The sequence below is a fragment of the Arhodomonas aquaeolei DSM 8974 genome (assembly GCF_000374645.1).
Lineage (GTDB): Bacteria > Pseudomonadota > Gammaproteobacteria > Nitrococcales > Nitrococcaceae > Arhodomonas > Arhodomonas aquaeolei.
Map to the genome: position 1 here is coordinate 25,136 of NZ_KB894810.1, position 15,751 is coordinate 40,886.

Annotated in this window: 15 protein-coding genes and 1 tRNA gene; 1 reads left to right on the forward strand and 15 read right to left on the reverse strand. The window is 67.7% G+C overall.

Annotated features, from left to right (window positions below; genetic code table 11):
* Window positions 1–21 precede the first annotated feature (21 nt).
* The 6 genes from C516_RS19390 to C516_RS0111515 form a co-directional block, all read right to left on the reverse strand.
* Window positions 22–1,080 carry a branched-chain amino acid ABC transporter permease gene (locus tag C516_RS19390; protein ID WP_211210616.1) on the reverse strand — a complete coding sequence of 353 codons (1,059 nt, stop codon included), beginning with the start codon at window positions 1,078–1,080 and terminating at the stop codon, window positions 22–24.
* A gap of 8 nt (window positions 1,081–1,088) precedes the next feature.
* Window positions 1,089–1,991: a branched-chain amino acid ABC transporter permease gene (locus C516_RS0111495; protein ID WP_018718541.1), complete on the reverse strand. Its 903-nt coding sequence runs from the start codon at window positions 1,989–1,991 to the stop codon at window positions 1,089–1,091.
* A 142-nt stretch (window positions 1,992–2,133) separates the two neighbouring features.
* Complete coding sequence (locus C516_RS0111500; RefSeq protein WP_018718542.1) at window positions 2,134–3,501, reverse strand: substrate-binding protein; 1,368 nt, start codon at window positions 3,499–3,501, stop codon at window positions 2,134–2,136.
* Window positions 3,502–3,711: 210 nt separating this feature from the next.
* Window positions 3,712–4,653 (reverse strand): PA2778 family cysteine peptidase, encoded by a 942-nt coding sequence (locus tag C516_RS19395; RefSeq protein ID WP_018718543.1) that lies wholly within the window; start codon window positions 4,651–4,653, stop codon window positions 3,712–3,714.
* Window positions 4,654–4,794: 141 nt separating this feature from the next.
* Complete coding sequence (locus tag C516_RS0111510; RefSeq protein ID WP_018718544.1) at window positions 4,795–5,202, reverse strand: PA2779 family protein; 408 nt, start codon at window positions 5,200–5,202, stop codon at window positions 4,795–4,797.
* 176 nt (window positions 5,203–5,378) lie between these two features.
* A complete protein-coding gene (locus tag C516_RS0111515) occupies window positions 5,379–6,200 on the reverse strand; it encodes a hypothetical protein (protein ID WP_018718545.1) in 822 nt (273 codons plus the stop codon).
* Window positions 6,201–6,568: 368 nt separating this feature from the next.
* Between C516_RS0111515 and C516_RS0111520 the strand changes: the two genes are divergently transcribed.
* Window positions 6,569–8,125, forward strand: coding sequence for a sensor domain-containing diguanylate cyclase (locus C516_RS0111520; RefSeq protein ID WP_018718546.1), 1,557 nt, complete (start codon window positions 6,569–6,571; stop codon window positions 8,123–8,125).
* A 133-nt stretch (window positions 8,126–8,258) separates the two neighbouring features.
* On the opposite strand, the gene C516_RS0111525 is transcribed toward C516_RS0111520, so the two are convergent.
* The 9 genes from C516_RS0111525 to thrS all read right to left on the reverse strand — a co-directional run bounded on the left by C516_RS0111525 (window position 8,259) and on the right by thrS (window position 15,728).
* Window positions 8,259–8,335: transfer RNA gene (locus C516_RS0111525), tRNA-Pro, on the reverse strand.
* Between the two features lie 54 nt (window positions 8,336–8,389).
* Window positions 8,390–8,746: a MerR family transcriptional regulator gene (locus C516_RS0111530; protein WP_018718547.1), complete on the reverse strand. Its 357-nt coding sequence runs from the start codon at window positions 8,744–8,746 to the stop codon at window positions 8,390–8,392.
* Window positions 8,724–9,026 carry an integration host factor subunit alpha gene (ihfA, locus tag C516_RS0111535; RefSeq protein ID WP_018718548.1) on the reverse strand — a complete coding sequence of 101 codons (303 nt, stop codon included), beginning with the start codon at window positions 9,024–9,026 and terminating at the stop codon, window positions 8,724–8,726. The genes C516_RS0111530 and ihfA overlap by 23 nt, the downstream gene beginning before the upstream one ends.
* A gap of 7 nt (window positions 9,027–9,033) precedes the next feature.
* A complete protein-coding gene (gene pheT, locus C516_RS0111540; RefSeq protein WP_018718549.1) occupies window positions 9,034–11,412 on the reverse strand; it encodes a phenylalanine--tRNA ligase subunit beta in 2,379 nt (792 codons plus the stop codon).
* Between the two features lie 36 nt (window positions 11,413–11,448).
* On the reverse strand, window positions 11,449–12,471 hold the full coding sequence (pheS, locus tag C516_RS0111545; protein ID WP_018718550.1) for a phenylalanine--tRNA ligase subunit alpha: 1,023 nt from the start codon (window positions 12,469–12,471) through the stop codon (window positions 11,449–11,451).
* A gap of 100 nt (window positions 12,472–12,571) precedes the next feature.
* On the reverse strand, window positions 12,572–12,928 hold the full coding sequence (gene rplT / locus C516_RS0111550) for a 50S ribosomal protein L20 (protein WP_018718551.1): 357 nt from the start codon (window positions 12,926–12,928) through the stop codon (window positions 12,572–12,574).
* A gap of 30 nt (window positions 12,929–12,958) precedes the next feature.
* Window positions 12,959–13,156 carry a 50S ribosomal protein L35 gene (rpmI, locus tag C516_RS0111555; protein WP_018718552.1) on the reverse strand — a complete coding sequence of 66 codons (198 nt, stop codon included), beginning with the start codon at window positions 13,154–13,156 and terminating at the stop codon, window positions 12,959–12,961.
* An 82-nt stretch (window positions 13,157–13,238) separates the two neighbouring features.
* A complete protein-coding gene (gene infC, locus C516_RS0111560; RefSeq protein WP_425386808.1) occupies window positions 13,239–13,799 on the reverse strand; it encodes a translation initiation factor IF-3 in 561 nt (186 codons plus the stop codon).
* Window positions 13,800–13,802: 3 nt separating this feature from the next.
* Window positions 13,803–15,728 carry a threonine--tRNA ligase gene (gene thrS, locus C516_RS0111565; protein ID WP_018718554.1) on the reverse strand — a complete coding sequence of 642 codons (1,926 nt, stop codon included), beginning with the start codon at window positions 15,726–15,728 and terminating at the stop codon, window positions 13,803–13,805.
* Window positions 15,729–15,751: the final 23 nt, after the last annotated feature.

Below are 15,751 nucleotides of genomic sequence, written 5' to 3' on the forward strand. Positions count from 1 at the left end.
CCTCCCGTGTTCGTCACCGGCCTAGCGGCCGCCCAGCTGGGCATCCGCGCGGCGGCCCTTCTGGCGGTCCTCACGCATGGAGCCGGGGGCGTCCGGCACGTTATCCCGGCGCGACGGCACCATATGGCCCATCGCCTTGCGCACGCGACGCGCGAGGTCGATGAAGCCGCCGGGGAGGAAGATCACCACCAGGACGAAGATGGCACCAAGGATCAGCTTCCACTGCTCACCGATAAACGCCTGCACGACGTTCTCGAAGAACAGCATGAACGCGGCACCGATCATCGGCCCGAGCAGCGTGTTCACGCCGCCGATCACGGACATGATCACGATCTCGCCGGAGGTGGTCCAGTGCATGAACTCGGTGGCGACATAGGGCTCGTAGACGACCATCAGCGATCCGGCGACGGCCGCGTAGAGCCCGCTGATGGTAAACGCCATCATCTTGTAGGCCATCACGTTGACGCCGGTGTACTCGAGCCGCATCGGGTTCTCCTTGATGGACATCAGCATCAGCCCGAACGGCGAGCGCTTGATCTGGCGTGCCAGCGCGAAGCCGCCTATGAGCAGCACGGCGCAGACGTAGAACACGTTCAGCCCCTGCATCGGCAGCCCGAGCAGCGTCGGCTTGGTGCTCATCGTCAGGCCGTTATCGCCCCCGGTCCAGCCCTGGAAAATCGACAGCACCGCCGCATACAGCATTTCGCCGAAGGCCAGCGTGAGAATGGAGAAGTAGATGCCGCTGCGCCGCAGCGTGAGAAAGCCGAGCACGATGGCGAGCACCAGGGTCAGCGACACGCTCACTGCGAGCGCCGGTATGATGTCGGCGCTGACGTGCTTGAGCATCAGACCCGTGGTGTAGGCCGCGGTACCGAAGAAGGCCGCGTGGCCGAACGACAGAAACCCGGTGAACCCGAGCAGGATATCGAAGCCCAGGGCGAACAGCGCCCAGATCACGATCTTCGTCGCCAGGGCCTCGTAGCCGCCGAGCAGCGGCAGCCAGAAGGGCAGCAGCAGGACGATGGCGGCAAACACGCCGATCACCAGCAGCTCGCGCCCGCCACCGCTGGTCTTGGACATGGCACTCATTATTCGAACACCCCCTTCTTGCCCATCAGGCCGCGCGGACGGGTCAGCAGCACCACCACCGCCACCAGATAGATGATGATCTGCTGGATCGACGAATACTCGGCGGTGAAGCTCAGCGCCATGCCGAGCACCACCGCGGCGATCAGCGCACCGGCCACGGAGCCCATGCCACCGATGACCACCACCAGGAAGGAGGGCACGAGCATCTTCATGCCCACGGCCGGACTGACCTGGGTGATGGGCCCGCCGAACACGCCGGCGATACCCGCGATCAGCGCGCCGAGGCCGAACACCGCAGCGAAGCGGCGGGTGATGTTGATGCCGAGGAAGCGCACCATCTCCGCATCACGCATGCCCGAGCGGATGACCAGCCCGAAGCGCGTGAACTGCAGCAGGAAGAACAGCGCCCCGATCACCACGAGGGAAACCAGGATCAGGATCAACCGCCACTTGGGGAAGACCACAAAGCCGCTCAGGAACGGCACGTATTCGTGGAGCATGACGATCCCCTGACCCCAGGAGGGCACTGGATAGGGGATGTTGTTGGCGCCGAAGATCCACTTGAGGGCCTCCTCGGCGACGATCGCCAGCCCGAACGTGACCAGGATCTGGTCCGTGTGGGGGCGGTCGTAGAAATACTGGATCAGGCCGCGCTCGAGGATGATCCCGATCACGAACAGGATCAGCGGCACCAGGATCACCGCATACAGGAATCCCAGCTTGCCCGCGATGATCACGGCGCAGTAGGCGCCGATGAGATAGAGCGCACCATGGGCGAAATTGACCACGCCGAGGGTGCCGAAGATGAGCGTGAGCCCCAGCGCGATCATGGCGTAGATCATGCCGAGCTGCAGGCCCGTGAGAATCTGAAGGAATAGCGCGTTAATCAGGTCACCGGACATTGAACGACTCCACCCGCCGGGATGCGCCGCAGCCCCCGTCCGCGCGACGGGGCGCGGCCGGTCCCGCGATTATCAGTTTGCGACTGCGCTGATAAACGGTGCCACGGCCGTCGGCCGTGGCACTGTCGGCCGGAAGCCGCCGTCAGGCCGGCTTGTACGGACCCAGCTCCCCGGAGAAGGTATCCACCGGGTAGATCACGTCGTCACGCTTGACGTGCTGGACGATGTTGAGCAGGTCGTACTCGCCCTGCTTCTGGTCAGGGCCCTTGCCCTGCACCACCAGGATGTCCTTGAAGCACTGGTGGTCCGCACCACGGTAGTAGGCCTCGCCCGGGCCGGCACCGGTGAAGCGGAAGTCCTCGAGGGCCTTGATGACCTCCGGCGGGTAGAACGTCCCGGCCCGCTCGCAGGCGTTGGCATAGAGCAGGGTCTGCACGTAGCAGGTCTGTGCCGCCTGGGAGGGGGGGAAGCCGTACTCGTCCTCGAAGGACTTCACGAAGGCCTGCGAGCCCGCATCCTCGAGGGTCCAGTTCCAGTTGGTGGAGCCGAACACGCCGTCGATGTTGCTCGCACCGGCACCCTGGGCCATGAGACGGCTGTACAGCGGAACGACGATCTGGAAGTCCTTGCCGTTCTTCTGCATGTCCTTCATGCCGAACTGCACCGCCTGGGTGAGCGAGTTCACCATGTCCTTGCCGTAGTGGTTGAGCACCAGCACGTCGGCGTCGGAGTTGAGCACCGCGGTCAGGAACTGCGAGTAATCGCTGGTGCCGAGCGGGGTCATGATGTTGTTGACCGTCGTCCAGCCTTCCTTCTCGGTGAACTCCTTGATGGACTGATACTGGGTGTGGCCCCAGGTGTAGTCGGCGGTGAGGTGGAAGGCCCGGCGATCGGTGCCGTAGGCATCCGCGAGCACCGGCCCGAGGGCCTTGCCGGACATGTAGGCGTTGAAGAAGTGGCGGAAACCGTAACGCCGCTTGTCCTTGCCGGTGGTGTCGTTGGAATGGGTGAGGCCGCACATGAAGATGACACCCATCTCCTGTGCGAGGTACTGCTGGGCGATGGCCACCGAGCTCGAGGAGCCGCCGCCGTACATGATCACCTTGTCGCGTTCGATCATGCGGCGGGCGCTGGTGCGCGCGGCATCCGGGCTGGTCTGGGTGTCACCGCTGACGTAGCCGACCTTCTTGCCAAGCACCCCCTGACCGGTGAGCGAGCTGGGCTTGAGGGTCTCGAGCATGCCGCCGCCGTTGTTGAGATGCTTGACGGCGAGCTTGTAGGCGCGCAGCTCGTCCGCCCCCTCGTCGGCATACGCACCGGTCTGCGGCACGTTGAAGCCGAACATCACGGTGTCGCCCTTGACCGGGAAGTTGCCGATGGCGTCCTGTGCCCAGCTGTTGCGCGTGAAGATCATCGGCCCGGTGCCGGCGATCACCGCCGATGCGGCACCCGCCTTGAGCACGTTACGCCGGGACCAACCGCGATTGCTGTCGTCTTTCCTGTCGGTCATCACTCTCCTCCTCATTGTTGGCCGTTGCCGCGTTGCGCGGCGGCCATGGCTCACTGCTTCTTGTTCTGGCAGCTATTCATTTTCGTTATAGCCTAGCTACGATATCGGAGAACAGCAATGTCCGTGAACCATCCCACAGTTTTCCGGCGGGAGAGCACGGCGGCAGGCACCGAGGCGGGCGGGGAACAGAAGGGCGTGAGGGCGGGCGACTCACTCAGCCCCGGGGCAGGCCCCCTTGCCGCGGCGGCAGCGGATATCGGCAAGGGTGTCGCGGAACTGCTCGACGTGGGGACCACCGGCGGCCACGGCGGACTCCGCCGCCGCCTCGGCCTCGGCCAGGTCGCCCTGCTCGGCCTCGATATTGGCGAGATTGTTCCAGACCACCCCCTTGCCCTCGGCGACCCGTGGCAATGCGTCGATGAGCACCTTGCGGGCCGCGTCCGCATCGCCGGCGGCGTAGACGGCATTGGCCAGCCCGACGGCATACGGGCCACTCTCCGGCCAGCGCCCGGCCGCGGCACGCCAGTAGGGGATCGCCGGCTCCACGCCCGCGGTCCCCTCCAGGGAGGCCAGCGCCTGGAACAGCGGCCCGGGCTCGGCGGTGGCCGGCAGGCCCCCTGGCGCCGGGGTGACCATGGCCCAGTATTCCGCCCGCGCCCAGGTGTGCAGGAATGTCTTGAAGCTGATGCGGTGACGGCGGCGCTCGCCGGAACGCAGCACCACGGTGCCGTCGTCCGGATACAGCCCCACGACCACAGCATAGTGCCACCGCGGCCACCATCCGAACGCCAGGTTCTGGAGGACGATCACCGGGTGCCCGGCACGGAGCTCGCGCTGAACGGCGGCGAGGCGGCCGTCGATCTGGTAGGCCAGACGTCCCGCGCGGCGCGCCGTCGCCAGCATCTCGGGCTGAAGACTGCCGTTGCGTTCCGGGATGAACAGGGACCCGCCGAGCGCGTCCGGCGAGGTCTCGTAACCGCTCCACTCCAGCGTGCTCGCCAGCGAGGCGGGCCCGCAGTAGTAGGCGGTGTCGGGGAAGAAGGGCACGGCATCCAGCTCCGTGGCCGTCGTCCCCTCGGCAAGCTCGGCACGCTGCTCCGGTATCCCGGCGCAGGCGCTGAGGAGGATGGCGGCGAGCAGGGCCACCGCCATCGCCACGGGGCTTCGGCGGCGCCCGCCCGCGGGGGCCGGGGGATGCATCCTCCCCGGCCCCCCGGGCACTGCAGGGCTCAGTCCGGGCCCGACGGGCCTCGCATGCCTGCCGTTACGCCGCATGACCCCTTCCTGGACCGCCTAGCGGGCGGTGTTGTTGACGAACGGGAACACGTCGGTGAAGCCGAGGATGTCGGTGATCAGCAACACCACGAAGATAAACACCGCGGCCCCCAGAATGCTGGTGCCACCCGCGGGCATCTCGTCCATGCGCTGCGCCATCTGGCGGGCCTCCTGGTCGGAGAGCGCGGCGACACGCTGCTGCGCCTCGGCCGGATCGACCCCGTAGGATACGAGCTGGTCACGAACGTCCTCGCGCTGGAGCAGCGCCTGGACCCGCTCACGGGCGGCATCCGCGGACTGCTGGGCCGCCAGCGTCTGGGTACCGACCATGCTGGCCTGCGCGGCCGGCACGAACAGCGTCGCCCACAGGAACAGGGCGGCGAGCAGCGGGACGAGGCGGCGGTTTGTTGCGATAAAGCGGTCCATTTCTTCTTCCCTCCTGTGTGTTTGACGGCTACCGGCACCCATCATAGCCGACCGGGCCGGCCCCCGTAGAGCCGCTCCGCTGCCGCTCAGGCCGTCGGTCGGGACCGTCCCCGGACAGCGACATATGATGGCCGGCCATCGCGTGGCGTGCCCGGAGGGATACGGCAGGCGGAACGCTAACGCCCCTGCGGCGGGAGATCGAGCCAGCGCGCGCGCCAGCCGGTTCCGGCGAGGAAGACCGCGCCCGCCGTCGCGGTCACGGCCTCGCCACCACCACGGGGCACGAGGCGGAGACGGTAGCGCCGGCCCCGGTCCGCGGCCAGCACCTCCTCCACGCCGGCGAGCCGGTATCGATGCTGCAACGCACTATCGCGGCCTCGCCAGGCCGCGCGTATCGCCGCCGCGGCATAGTCGGGTGACGGCGCGGAGGCAGCCGCGGTGGAGCGGACGGTCAGGGCCTCGCGGTGAACGCCAGCGCCTCCCCCGACACGCAGACGCACCGCCAGCAGCGACCCCGGCACCACCTCGAGACGGCGGGCGGTGAGGATCGCGCCGGTGGTGCGTGCCCGCACATCGTAACGCCCTCCCGGCAGGGCGAAGACCGTTGGCCGGTCGGCCCCACCGGACTCGATGGCGGACCCGTCAACGGCGGCACCGTCGCGGCTCCGGTTCACCTGCACGCCCGCCGGCACGATTCCCTGCGCCCCGGCGACCGTGACCGACAGCCGCCCCTGCGCGAACCCGACCTGCAGACGATGCCAGCCCTGGGTAATCCAGATGTCCCGGACGGCATGAACAGCCGCGCCAACGACATCGCGCGGCACCACGTACACGTCGTACGCACCCGGCGCCAATACAAGCCGGACCGGCGCGCCGGCACCGCGCCGCGGGGATGCGGGCGTGACGGCATAACCGGTCTGCTGCCCGGAACGGGCGTCATGCACGACGACACACACCGGGACCCGCGCACCGCCGGGCTCGGAGGCGACGACCTCCACCCCCGTCCCCCGGCCATCCCGGAGAGCCACGGAGCCCGGCCGTCCGTTCGCCCCGGCCGCCCGTGGCAACACCATCACCGCCAGCAGGAGCGACACCGCCCATCGCCACGGCACCCCACTTGTCCGTCTTCGGACCACGCCCACCCCACCCCCTCATTCCGGTCCCTGCCCTTCAGGCAAGCAGTCGCACCGGACACTGTCCAGCCGGCAGCCCCGACACGCCGGCGGCCGGAAAGGCGTTGGCCCCATCGGACAACTCGATTATCGTGAGGATTGTGAGCAACCGCACAACACGCGTGAGCAGTCGGTCACCGCATCCCAACGGATGCACGCCGGGCAACATCCCTCGGGGAGGTCGAAGAGGCGCCATGCAGCGGCCATACCGTTCCGGGCCACCGCTACGCCAGGCCGCGAGACTCGCCCTGCTGTATGCCGTGGCCGCAACCGCCTGGATCACCCTCTCGGATAGCCTCCTCGAGCTGTGGTTCCGTGATCCCGACGCCCTCTCCTGGCTGCAGACGATCAAGGGCACCGCCTTCGTGCTCGTCACCGCCGCGGCACTCTGGCTCCTCGTCTACCGCCAGCTCCACAAGGCCGACGACCTCGTCCAGCGCCTGGAGAGACAGCGTTCCGAGCTGGACGAGCTCAACCAGTTCCGCCGCAGCATCATCGACAACGCCAGCATCTGGCTGAATGTCATCGACCCGGACGGACAGATACAGGTCTGGAACCAGGCTGCGGAGTCGATCAGCGGCTACGACCGCGAGTCCGTCCTCCATAGCGACCGCATCTGGGCCAATCTCTACCCGGATCCGGATTACCGCACCCGGGTCATCGAGGCGGTACGCGGGATGCACGAGCGCGGCACCGAGCTATCGGGCTTCGAGACCACGATTCGCTGCCGCGACGGCGACGAGAAGGTGATCTCCTGGGACGCCCGGCGCTTCTTCGACGAGAACGGCCGTCTTATGGGCTCCATCGCCATCGGCCAGGACGTCACCGAGCGTCGCCGTGCCGAAACCGCGCTCAGGGCCCGTGAGCGCCAGCTGGCCACGCTCCTCAGCAACCTGCCGGGCATGGCGTACCGATGCCTCAACGACGGCTACTGGACGATGAAATTCGCCTCCAGCCACTGTCTCACGCTTACCGGCTATCCCCCGGAGGCGCTGATCGACAACCGCGATGTGGCCTTCGTCGACCTCATCCACTCCGACGACCGCGCCACCGTCGACGAGGAGGTAAGCACTGCGGTCGCCAACCAGCGCCAGTTCGCCGTGGAATACCGCCTGTGCCGGCGTGACGGCACGGAGCTGTGGGTATGGGAACAGGGCCAGGAGGTGAGCCTCGACGGCGAGACCGTTCTGGAAGGCATCATCATGGACATCACCCAGCGCAAGCGCATGGAGCAGGAGTTCGCCCGCCAGGCGGCGAAGGACCCGCTCACCGGCCTGCCCAACCGCCGCGAGCTGGAGCATCGTCTCGATACCGAGATCTCCCGGGCGGACCGCTTCGACCATACCCTCGCGGTGCTCTGGGTGGACATCGACCACTTCAAGACGGTCAACGACCGCTTCGGCCACCTGGTCGGCGACGACGTCCTGCGCACGCTCAGCCACGTGCTCGAGGCCAACGTGCGCACGGTGGACAGCGTCACCCGATTCGGCGGCGAGGAACTGGTGATCCTGCTGCCGGAGGTGGAGCTGGCGGAGGCAGTGGAGACGGCAGAACGGCTGCGACGGCTCGTCGCCGATACCGCATTCCCGCTGCCCGTGCCGGAGACCGTGACGATCAGCATCGGCGTGGCAATATACCCGCACCACGGACGCAGTGCGGAAACCCTGTGCAATGCCGCCGACCGCGCCATGTACGACGCCAAGGCCGCCGGCCGGAACCGGGTGAGCGCGGCACCGATGTTCTGGGGGTAAGCTCGCGGAGTGAAACGGCCACCCGAGGGTCCCCGCCCGGCATGATCCCGCAGCACGTTTTGAGAACAGTTTGAGAACACGAAAAAGGCGGGCCGGGAAGCTCTCGCAACCCATTGGCCCGCCTCGTGTTTTTTGGTCGGGGTGAGAGGATTCGAACCTCCGACCACCTGCACCCCATGCAGGTGCGCTACCAGGCTGCGCTACACCCCGAATACGCGCGAGATGATACCCCATCACCGCGTTCAGTGAAAGGCGCTGCGGCGCTCAGCGCCGCAGCGCGGAGAGCACGTCCTCCAGCTCCGAGCGGATCTGGCGGATCACCTGCTGCCCCTGGTTGAGGTCCTGGCGGGCGTCGTCGCCGGCAAGCTTCTGCCGGGCGCCGCCGATGGTGAACCCCTCCTGGTAGAGCAGCGTGCGGATCTGGCGGATCAGCATCACGTCCTGGCGCTGGTAGTAGCGGCGGTTCCCCCGGCGCTTGACCGGCTTGAGCTGGGGGAACTCCTGCTCCCAGTAGCGCAGCACGTGCGGCTTGACCGCGCAGAGCTCGCTCACCTCACCGATGGCGAAGTAACGCTTCGCCGGGATCGGCGGCAGCTCGTCATTGCTTGTCGTGTCCAGCATAGGCCTCGACCCGCGACTTCAGTTTCTGTCCCGGCCGGAAGGTCACCACGCGACGCGCGGAGATCGGGATCTCCTCGCCCGTCTTGGGGTTGCGCCCCGGCCGCTGGTTCTTGTCCCGCAGATCAAAATTGCCGAATCCGGAGAGCTTGACCGGCACGCCGCGCTCCAGGGCGGAGCGGATCTCCTCGAAGAAGCTCTCCACGAGCTCCTTCGCCTCGCGCTTGTTCAGTCCCACCTCCTCGAACAGGCGCTCGGCCATGTCGGCCTTGGTCAGTGCCATCGTCGATTCACTCCCTAAGCGATGCGTTGAGTTCGGTACGCAGCCGTTCGATCACGCCCGCGATGCAGCCCTCCACGTCAGCATCGGTTAGCGTGCGCCCGGAATCCTGCAAAATCAAGCCGATAGCCAGGCTCTTGCGCCCCTCGGGGACACCCCGGCCGCGGTAGACGTCGAAGACGGCGAGATCGCGCAGCCACTCGCCGGCGCTCTCGGCGATCAGCCGCCGCAGTGTGCCCGCGGCGACATCGTCGTCGACCACGACGGCGAGGTCGCGGCGGATGGAGGGATAGCGCGACAGCGGCTCGAAGGCCGGTACCCGAGCTGCATCCAGCGCGGCGAGCTCGATCTCGAAGACGTAGCTACGACCGGCGAGCTCCAGGCGCCCTTCGAGGTCCGGATGTATCGCGCCGATCCAACCCGCCGGCCGGCCGTCACGCAGCACACGAGCACTCTGCCCCGGGTGCAGCGCCGGGTGCTCGGCCGGCTCGAAGGTGAAGGAGTCCGGCACCCCCGTAAGCGCCATCAGGGCCTCGACGTCGCCCTTGATGTCGAAGAAGTCCAGGGGCCGGGACCCGCCATCCCAGTGCTCGCCGGCGGCGTTGCCCGTGGCGATGCCGGCGAGCACCGGCGTCTGCTCCAGGGTCGCGCCGTCGCTGCCGCGGAAACGCAGGCCGGACTCGAACAGCCGCACCCGCGGGCTCTGCCGGTTCTGGTTATACACGGCCGCGCGTACCAGCCCGGGCCAGAGGCTCGTGCGCATCACCGCCAGCTCCTCGGACAGGGGGTTGGCGAGCGCCAGGGCCTCGGAGTCCGGGTCCAGGGACTCGTCGAGCTCCCGGGCGACGAAGCTGTAGGTGATCGCCTCCTGGTAGTCCCGGTCCACCAGTGCCCGGCGCAGGCGCCGCAGACCGAGCCGCGTCTCCGGCTGCGGGCTCATCGCCAGCGGGGCCGGCGTGCGCTTGACCGGGATGCTGTCATAGCCGCGGATACGCGCGATCTCCTCGACCAGGTCCTCCTCTCTGGCGATGTCGAAGCGCCAGGTCGGCGGGGTGACGGACCACTCGTGCGCCTCACCGGCCACTGCCATCCCGAGACGCTCGAGGATGTCGCGCATCTCGGCCTCCGGCGTATCCGTGCCCAGCAGCCGGTTGACCCGGCCCGGACGCAGGCGGACCGGCGGCCGTACCGGCAGCGCCCCCTCGTCCACCGCCTCGCCCGCGGGCCCCGCCTCGCCGCCGGCGATGGCGGTGAGCAGCGCCGTCGCGCGCTCCATGGCCCGGGCCGGCAGCGCCGGGTCGACACCACGCTCGAACCGGTGCGAGGAATCGGTGTGCAGACCGTGGGCACGGGCCCGTCCTGCGATCGCGTCGGGGGCGAAGAATGCGGCCTCCAGGAACACGTCCCGGGTGCCCTCGCCGACGGCGGTGTCGGCCCCGCCCATGATCCCCGCCATGGCCACCGCGCGCTCGTCGTCGGCGATGACCAGCGTCTCCGGGTCCAGGGTGACGGTGTCACCGTTGAGCAGCGCCAGGCGCTCGCCGGACGCCGCCATGCGCACATGAATGCCGCCCCTGAGCGTCGCCAGATCGAAGGCGTGCATCGGCTGCCCGAGCTCGAGCATGACGTAGTTGGTGACGTCCACGGCCACGGACAGCGGGCGCACACCGGCACGGCGCAGGCGCTCGCGCATCCATACCGGCGTCTCCGCGGCCGTGTCCACGCCGCGCACGATCCGCCCGAGATAACGCGGGCAGGCGGCGGGGGCGTCCAGCCGCACGGGGAAGGAATCGGTCAGCGCGGGACTGACGGTGCCGGCAGCCGGGTCGGTAACCTCGCAACGGCCGATCACGCCCACTTCACGGGCGACACCGGCCATGCCGAGGCAGTCGCTGCGGTTCGGTGTGAGGTCGACCTCGATGACGGTGTCGTCGAGGCCGAGATACTCGCGCAGGTCGGCACCTGTCGGCGCCGAGCCGGGCAACTCCATCAGGCCGGCCGCGTCCTCGGAGAGGCCGAGCTCGCGGGCCGAGCAGAGCATGCCGTGGGATGCCACGCCCCTGAGCTTGGTACGCCGGATGCGGAAGTCGCCGGGCAGCACCGCGCCGATTCGTGCGAACGGCGCCTTCAGGCCGACACGGACGTTGGGTGCGCCGCAGACCACCGTCTGCTCGTCCTCGCCGTCGGCAACGGTGCATACGCTGAGCCGGTCGGCATCGGGGTGCGGCTCGCAGGCGACGACCTCACCGACGACCAGCCCGGTGAACGGCGGAGCCGCCGGCTCGACGGCGTCCACCTCCAGGCCGGCCATGGTCAGGCGGTGCCCCAATTCGGCCGTGGTCTCGGGGAGTGTTACCCACTCGCGCAGCCACTGCTCACTGATCCTCATGCGATGCCCCTGGTGTGTTGATCGAGTGCCCGCCGCCTAGCGGAACTGGCGCAGGAAGCGCAGATCGTTCTCGAAGAAGATGCGCAGGTCGTTGACGCCGTAGCGCAGCATGGCCAGCCGCTCGGCGCCCATGCCGAAGGCATAGCCGCTGTAGCGCTCCGGATCGACGCCCACGTGCTCGAACACCGCCGGATGGACCATCCCGCAACCGAGGATCTCCAGCCAGCCGCTGCCGCCGCAGACCCGGCAGCCGTCGCCCGAGCAGAACATGCACTCCACATCCACCTCCGCCGAGGGCTCGGTGAACGGGAAATACGAGGGGCGGAAGCGCACCGCCAGGTCCTGCTCGAAGAAGCGCTTGACGAAATCGTCGAGCACCGCCTTGAGATCACCGAAGGTGATGCCCTCGTCGACCAGCAGGCCCTCCACCTGGTGGAACATCGGCGTATGGGTCAAATCCGAATCGCAGCGGTAGACCCGCCCCGGGGCAATGACCCGCACGGGTGCGCCGTCGTTCTCCATGACCCGGATCTGTACCGGCGAGGTGTGGGTGCGCAGCAGATGCCGGGCGTCGAAATAGAAGGTGTCATGCATCGCCCGGGCGGGGTGATGCGCGGGGATATTGAGGGCCTCGAAGTTGTGGTAGTCGTCCTCGACCTCCGGGCCCTCGGCGATGCTGAAGCCCACGGCGGCGAACAGATCCTCGATCCGCTCCAGCGTCCGGGTGATCGGGTGCAGGCCGCCCGGGGCCGTACCCCGGCCGGGCAGCGTCACGTCGACGCGCTCCGCCTCCAGCGAGCGCGCCAGCGAGGCCCGTTCCAGGGCCTCCCGCCGGCCCTCCAGGCGCTCGGCGAGGCGCTGCTTCGCGGCATTGATGGCCTGTCCTGCGGCCGGCCGCTCCTCCGCGGGGAGGCGTCCGAGCTGCTTGAGCTCGGCGGTCAGCCGGCCCTTCTTGCCGAGGTAGTCGACACGTACGGCATCGAGCTCGGCGAGGTCGCCGGCGGCGTCGATGGCCTGCTCGGCGGCGGCGACGAGGGCGTCGAGATCCTGATTGCTCATGGTCCGTCCCGTCCGGCGATAAAAAAAGGGAAGGTCGCTACGGCCCCTTCCCTTTCCATACGGCGGGCGTACCCGCGGGGGTACGCCCGTTTCCCGCGCTTCAGGCGAGGCTTGCCTTCGCCTTCTCGGCGAGCTGACCGAAGCCCGCCGGATCATGCACCGCGATGTCCGCGAGCATCTTGCGGTCCACCTCGATCTCGGCCTTGCGCAGGCCGTCGATCAGGCGGCTGTAGGACAGACCGTGAGCCCGCGCCGCGGCGTTGATGCGCTGGATCCACAGCGAGCGGAACTCGCGCTTGCGCTGGCGACGGTCCCGATAGGCATATTGTCCGGCCTTGGTGACGGCCTGATTGGCCACTTTGAAGGTCTTGCGCCGGGCACCGTAATAGCCCTTGGCCTTGGTAAGGACCTTCTTGTGGCGGCGGCGGGCAGTGACACCGCGCTTTACTCTCGCCATCGTGTTGTCTCCCGAATGATTCCCTCTGGTTTACGAGTACGGCAGCATGCGACGGATCATGGCGGTATCCTGTTCCGCCACGAGGGTCGGCGCACGCAGGCCGCGCTTACGCTTCATATCCTTCTTGGTCAGGATATGGTTGTGGAAGGCCTGGGCGCGCTTGAAACGGCCCGAACCGGTCTTCCGGAAGCGCTTCGCGGCGCCGCGGTTGGTCTTGATCTTCGGCATTGCCTGATCTCCGCTTTCTCAAACAAAAACCCCTGGCGGAACCGCCAGGGATTCTCGGTGCTCGCCCGCCGGCGTTACGGGGCTACTTGCCCTTGCGCGGCGAGAGCATCATCACCATCAGCCGCCCTTCCATCTTGGGCCGCTGATCGACGGTGGCCTCTTCCTCGAGGTCCTGCTCGACACGCTGGAGCAGCTGCAGGCCCAGTTCCTGGTGGGCCATCTCCCGGCCCCGGAAACGCAGCGTGATCTTCACCTTGTCCCCCTCTTCGAGGAACCGGCGCACGTTGCGCAGCTTGACGTCATAGTCCCCCTGGTCGGTACCCGGGCGGAACTTGACCTCCTTGACCTGGATCTGCTTTTGCTTCTTGCGCGCAGCCTGCTGTTTTTTCTGCTGTTCGAACTTCCACTTGCCATGATCCATGATCCGGCAGACGGGCGGATCGGCATTGGCGTCGAGCTCGACCAGGTCCAGCTCCGCTTCCTCTGCCCTGGCAAGGGCGTCCCGGGTGTCCATGACCCCGACCTGCTCGCCGTTCTCGTCGATCAGGCGGACATTGGGGACACGGATATCACGATTGACCCTGCGATTGTCGCCCGCACTCGGCTGCTGCCGACGGGCCCCCGGTTTTCTACGGATAGCGATGCTTCAACCCTCCGAAGCCGTTCGACCGAGCCGCGCACGCTCCATTTCGAGGCGCTCGATGAACGCATCGAGCGACATCCCGCCTAGGTCCTTGCCCTCGCGGGTGCGCACGGCAACGGTGCTGGATTCCACTTCTTTATCGCCCACTACCAACAGGTAGGGCACACGATGAATCGTGTGCTCGCGAATTTTAAAGCCGATCTTCTCGTTCCTCAAGTCGACGCCGGCGCGAAACCCCCGGCCGATCAGCTGTTTCTCGACTTCGCGGGCGTAGGCGGCCTGGCGGTCGGTGATATTGAGCACCACCGCCTGGGAGGGAGCGAGCCACACCGGCCAGTCACCGCCGTAATGCTCGGTGAGCACGCCGATGAAGCGCTCGAAGGAGCCGAAGATCGCGCGATGGAGCATCACCGGCACGTGGCGGGTGCCGTCCTCGCCGACATAGTCCGCACCGAGACGCCCGGGCATGGAGAAGTCCACCTGCATGGTGCCGCACTGCCAGACGCGGTTGAGGCAGTCGCGCATGGACAGCTCGATCTTGGGGCCGTAGAACGCCCCTTCGCCCGGGTTGACGGTCCAGTCGTAGCCCTTGGCATCCAGGGCGTCGGCCAGGGCCTTTTCCGCCTTGTCCCAGGCCTCGTCCGAGCCCACACGCTGCTCCGGGCGGGTGGACAGCGCCACCGCCACGTCGTCGAAGCCGAAGTCGCGGTAGACCTCGAAGGCGAGGTCGAGGAACGCCGAGACCTCGTCCTGGATCTGGCCCTCGGTGCAGAAGATGTGCGCGTCGTCCTGGGTGAAGTTACGCACCCGCATGAGTCCGTGGAGCGTACCCGAGGGCTCGTTGCGGTGGCAGGAGCCGAACTCCGAGAGGCGCAGCGGCAGGTCCCGGTAGCTCTTCAGCCCCTGGTTGTAGACCTGGATGTGGGCCGGGCAGTTCATCGGCTTGACCGCGTAGTCCCGGCTCTCGGACTCCGTGGTGAACATGTCGTCGCGGAACTTCTCCCAGTGCCCGGAACGCTCCCAGAGGCTGCGGTCAAGCAGCTGGGGCGTGCGGATCTCCTGGTAGCCGTGGGCGTCCAGGCGGCGGCGCAGATAGTCCTGCAGGACCTGGTAGACGCGCCAGCCGTTGGGGTGCCAGAACACCATTCCAGGGGCCTCCTCCTGGAGGTGGAACAGCCCCTGGTTGCGCGCGATGCGCCGGTGGTCGCGCTTCTTGGCCTCCTCGAGGAAGGTCAGGTAGCGCTTGAGCGCCTTGCGCTCGGCCCAGGCCGTGCCGTAAACGCGGTTGAGCATCTCGTTGTCGGCGTCGCCGCGCCAGTACGCCCCGGCCAGCTTGGTGAGCTTGAACGCCTTGCAGAAGCGCGTATTCGGCACGTGCGGACCGATGCACATGTCGATGTACTCCTGGTGGTAGTACAGCGCCATGGACTCGACGTCCGGCATGTCCTCCACCAGGGCGACCTTGTAGGACTCGCCGCGCTCGCGGAAGATGCGCAGCACCTCGTCCCGCGGGGTGACGCGCTTGACGACGTCGTACTCCTGGTCGATGAGCTCGGCCATGCGCTGCTCGATGGCCTCGACGTCCTCCGGCGTGAAGCCCGGCTCGTAGTGGACGTCGTAGTAGAAGCCGTCCTCGATGACCGGGCCGATGGCCATCTGCGCCTCGGGATAGAGCTGCTTGACCGCCTGCCCGAGCATGTGCGCGCAGGAATGGCGGATGATCTCCAGGCCGGCCTCGTCCTTCGGAGTGACGATCTCCAGCGACGCGTCCGCCTCGATGAGGTCGCAGGCGTCGCGGAGCTCGCCGTCGACGCGCCCGGCGAGGGTCGACTTCGCCAGTCCCGGGCCGATGTCCCGCGCCACGTCCATGACGCTCACCGGCCGGTCGTAACGGCGCTCACTGCCATCGGGGAGGGTGATTACGGGCATGCGTTCGCTCCACAGTGGTGGCC

Coding starts and splice junctions, on each gene's coding strand:
- C516_RS19390 (WP_211210616.1), bottom strand. CDS start 1,080: ATGTCCAAGACCAGCGGTGGCGGGCGCGAGCTGCTGGTGATCGGCGTG.
- C516_RS0111495 (WP_018718541.1), bottom strand. CDS start 1,991: ATGTCCGGTGACCTGATTAACGCGCTATTCCTTCAGATTCTCACGGGC.
- C516_RS0111500 (WP_018718542.1), bottom strand. CDS start 3,501: ATGACCGACAGGAAAGACGACAGCAATCGCGGTTGGTCCCGGCGTAAC.
- C516_RS19395 (WP_018718543.1), bottom strand. CDS start 4,653: ATGGCGGTGGCCCTGCTCGCCGCCATCCTCCTCAGCGCCTGCGCCGGG.
- C516_RS0111510 (WP_018718544.1), bottom strand. CDS start 5,202: ATGGACCGCTTTATCGCAACAAACCGCCGCCTCGTCCCGCTGCTCGCC.
- C516_RS0111520 (WP_018718546.1), top strand. CDS start 6,569: ATGCAGCGGCCATACCGTTCCGGGCCACCGCTACGCCAGGCCGCGAGA.
- C516_RS0111530 (WP_018718547.1), bottom strand. CDS start 8,746: ATGCTGGACACGACAAGCAATGACGAGCTGCCGCCGATCCCGGCGAAG.
- ihfA (WP_018718548.1), bottom strand. CDS start 9,026: ATGGCACTGACCAAGGCCGACATGGCCGAGCGCCTGTTCGAGGAGGTG.
- pheT (WP_018718549.1), bottom strand. CDS start 11,412: ATGAGGATCAGTGAGCAGTGGCTGCGCGAGTGGGTAACACTCCCCGAG.
- pheS (WP_018718550.1), bottom strand. CDS start 12,471: ATGAGCAATCAGGATCTCGACGCCCTCGTCGCCGCCGCCGAGCAGGCC.
- rplT (WP_018718551.1), bottom strand. CDS start 12,928: ATGGCGAGAGTAAAGCGCGGTGTCACTGCCCGCCGCCGCCACAAGAAG.
- rpmI (WP_018718552.1), bottom strand. CDS start 13,156: ATGCCGAAGATCAAGACCAACCGCGGCGCCGCGAAGCGCTTCCGGAAG.
- thrS (WP_018718554.1), bottom strand. CDS start 15,728: ATGCCCGTAATCACCCTCCCCGATGGCAGTGAGCGCCGTTACGACCGG.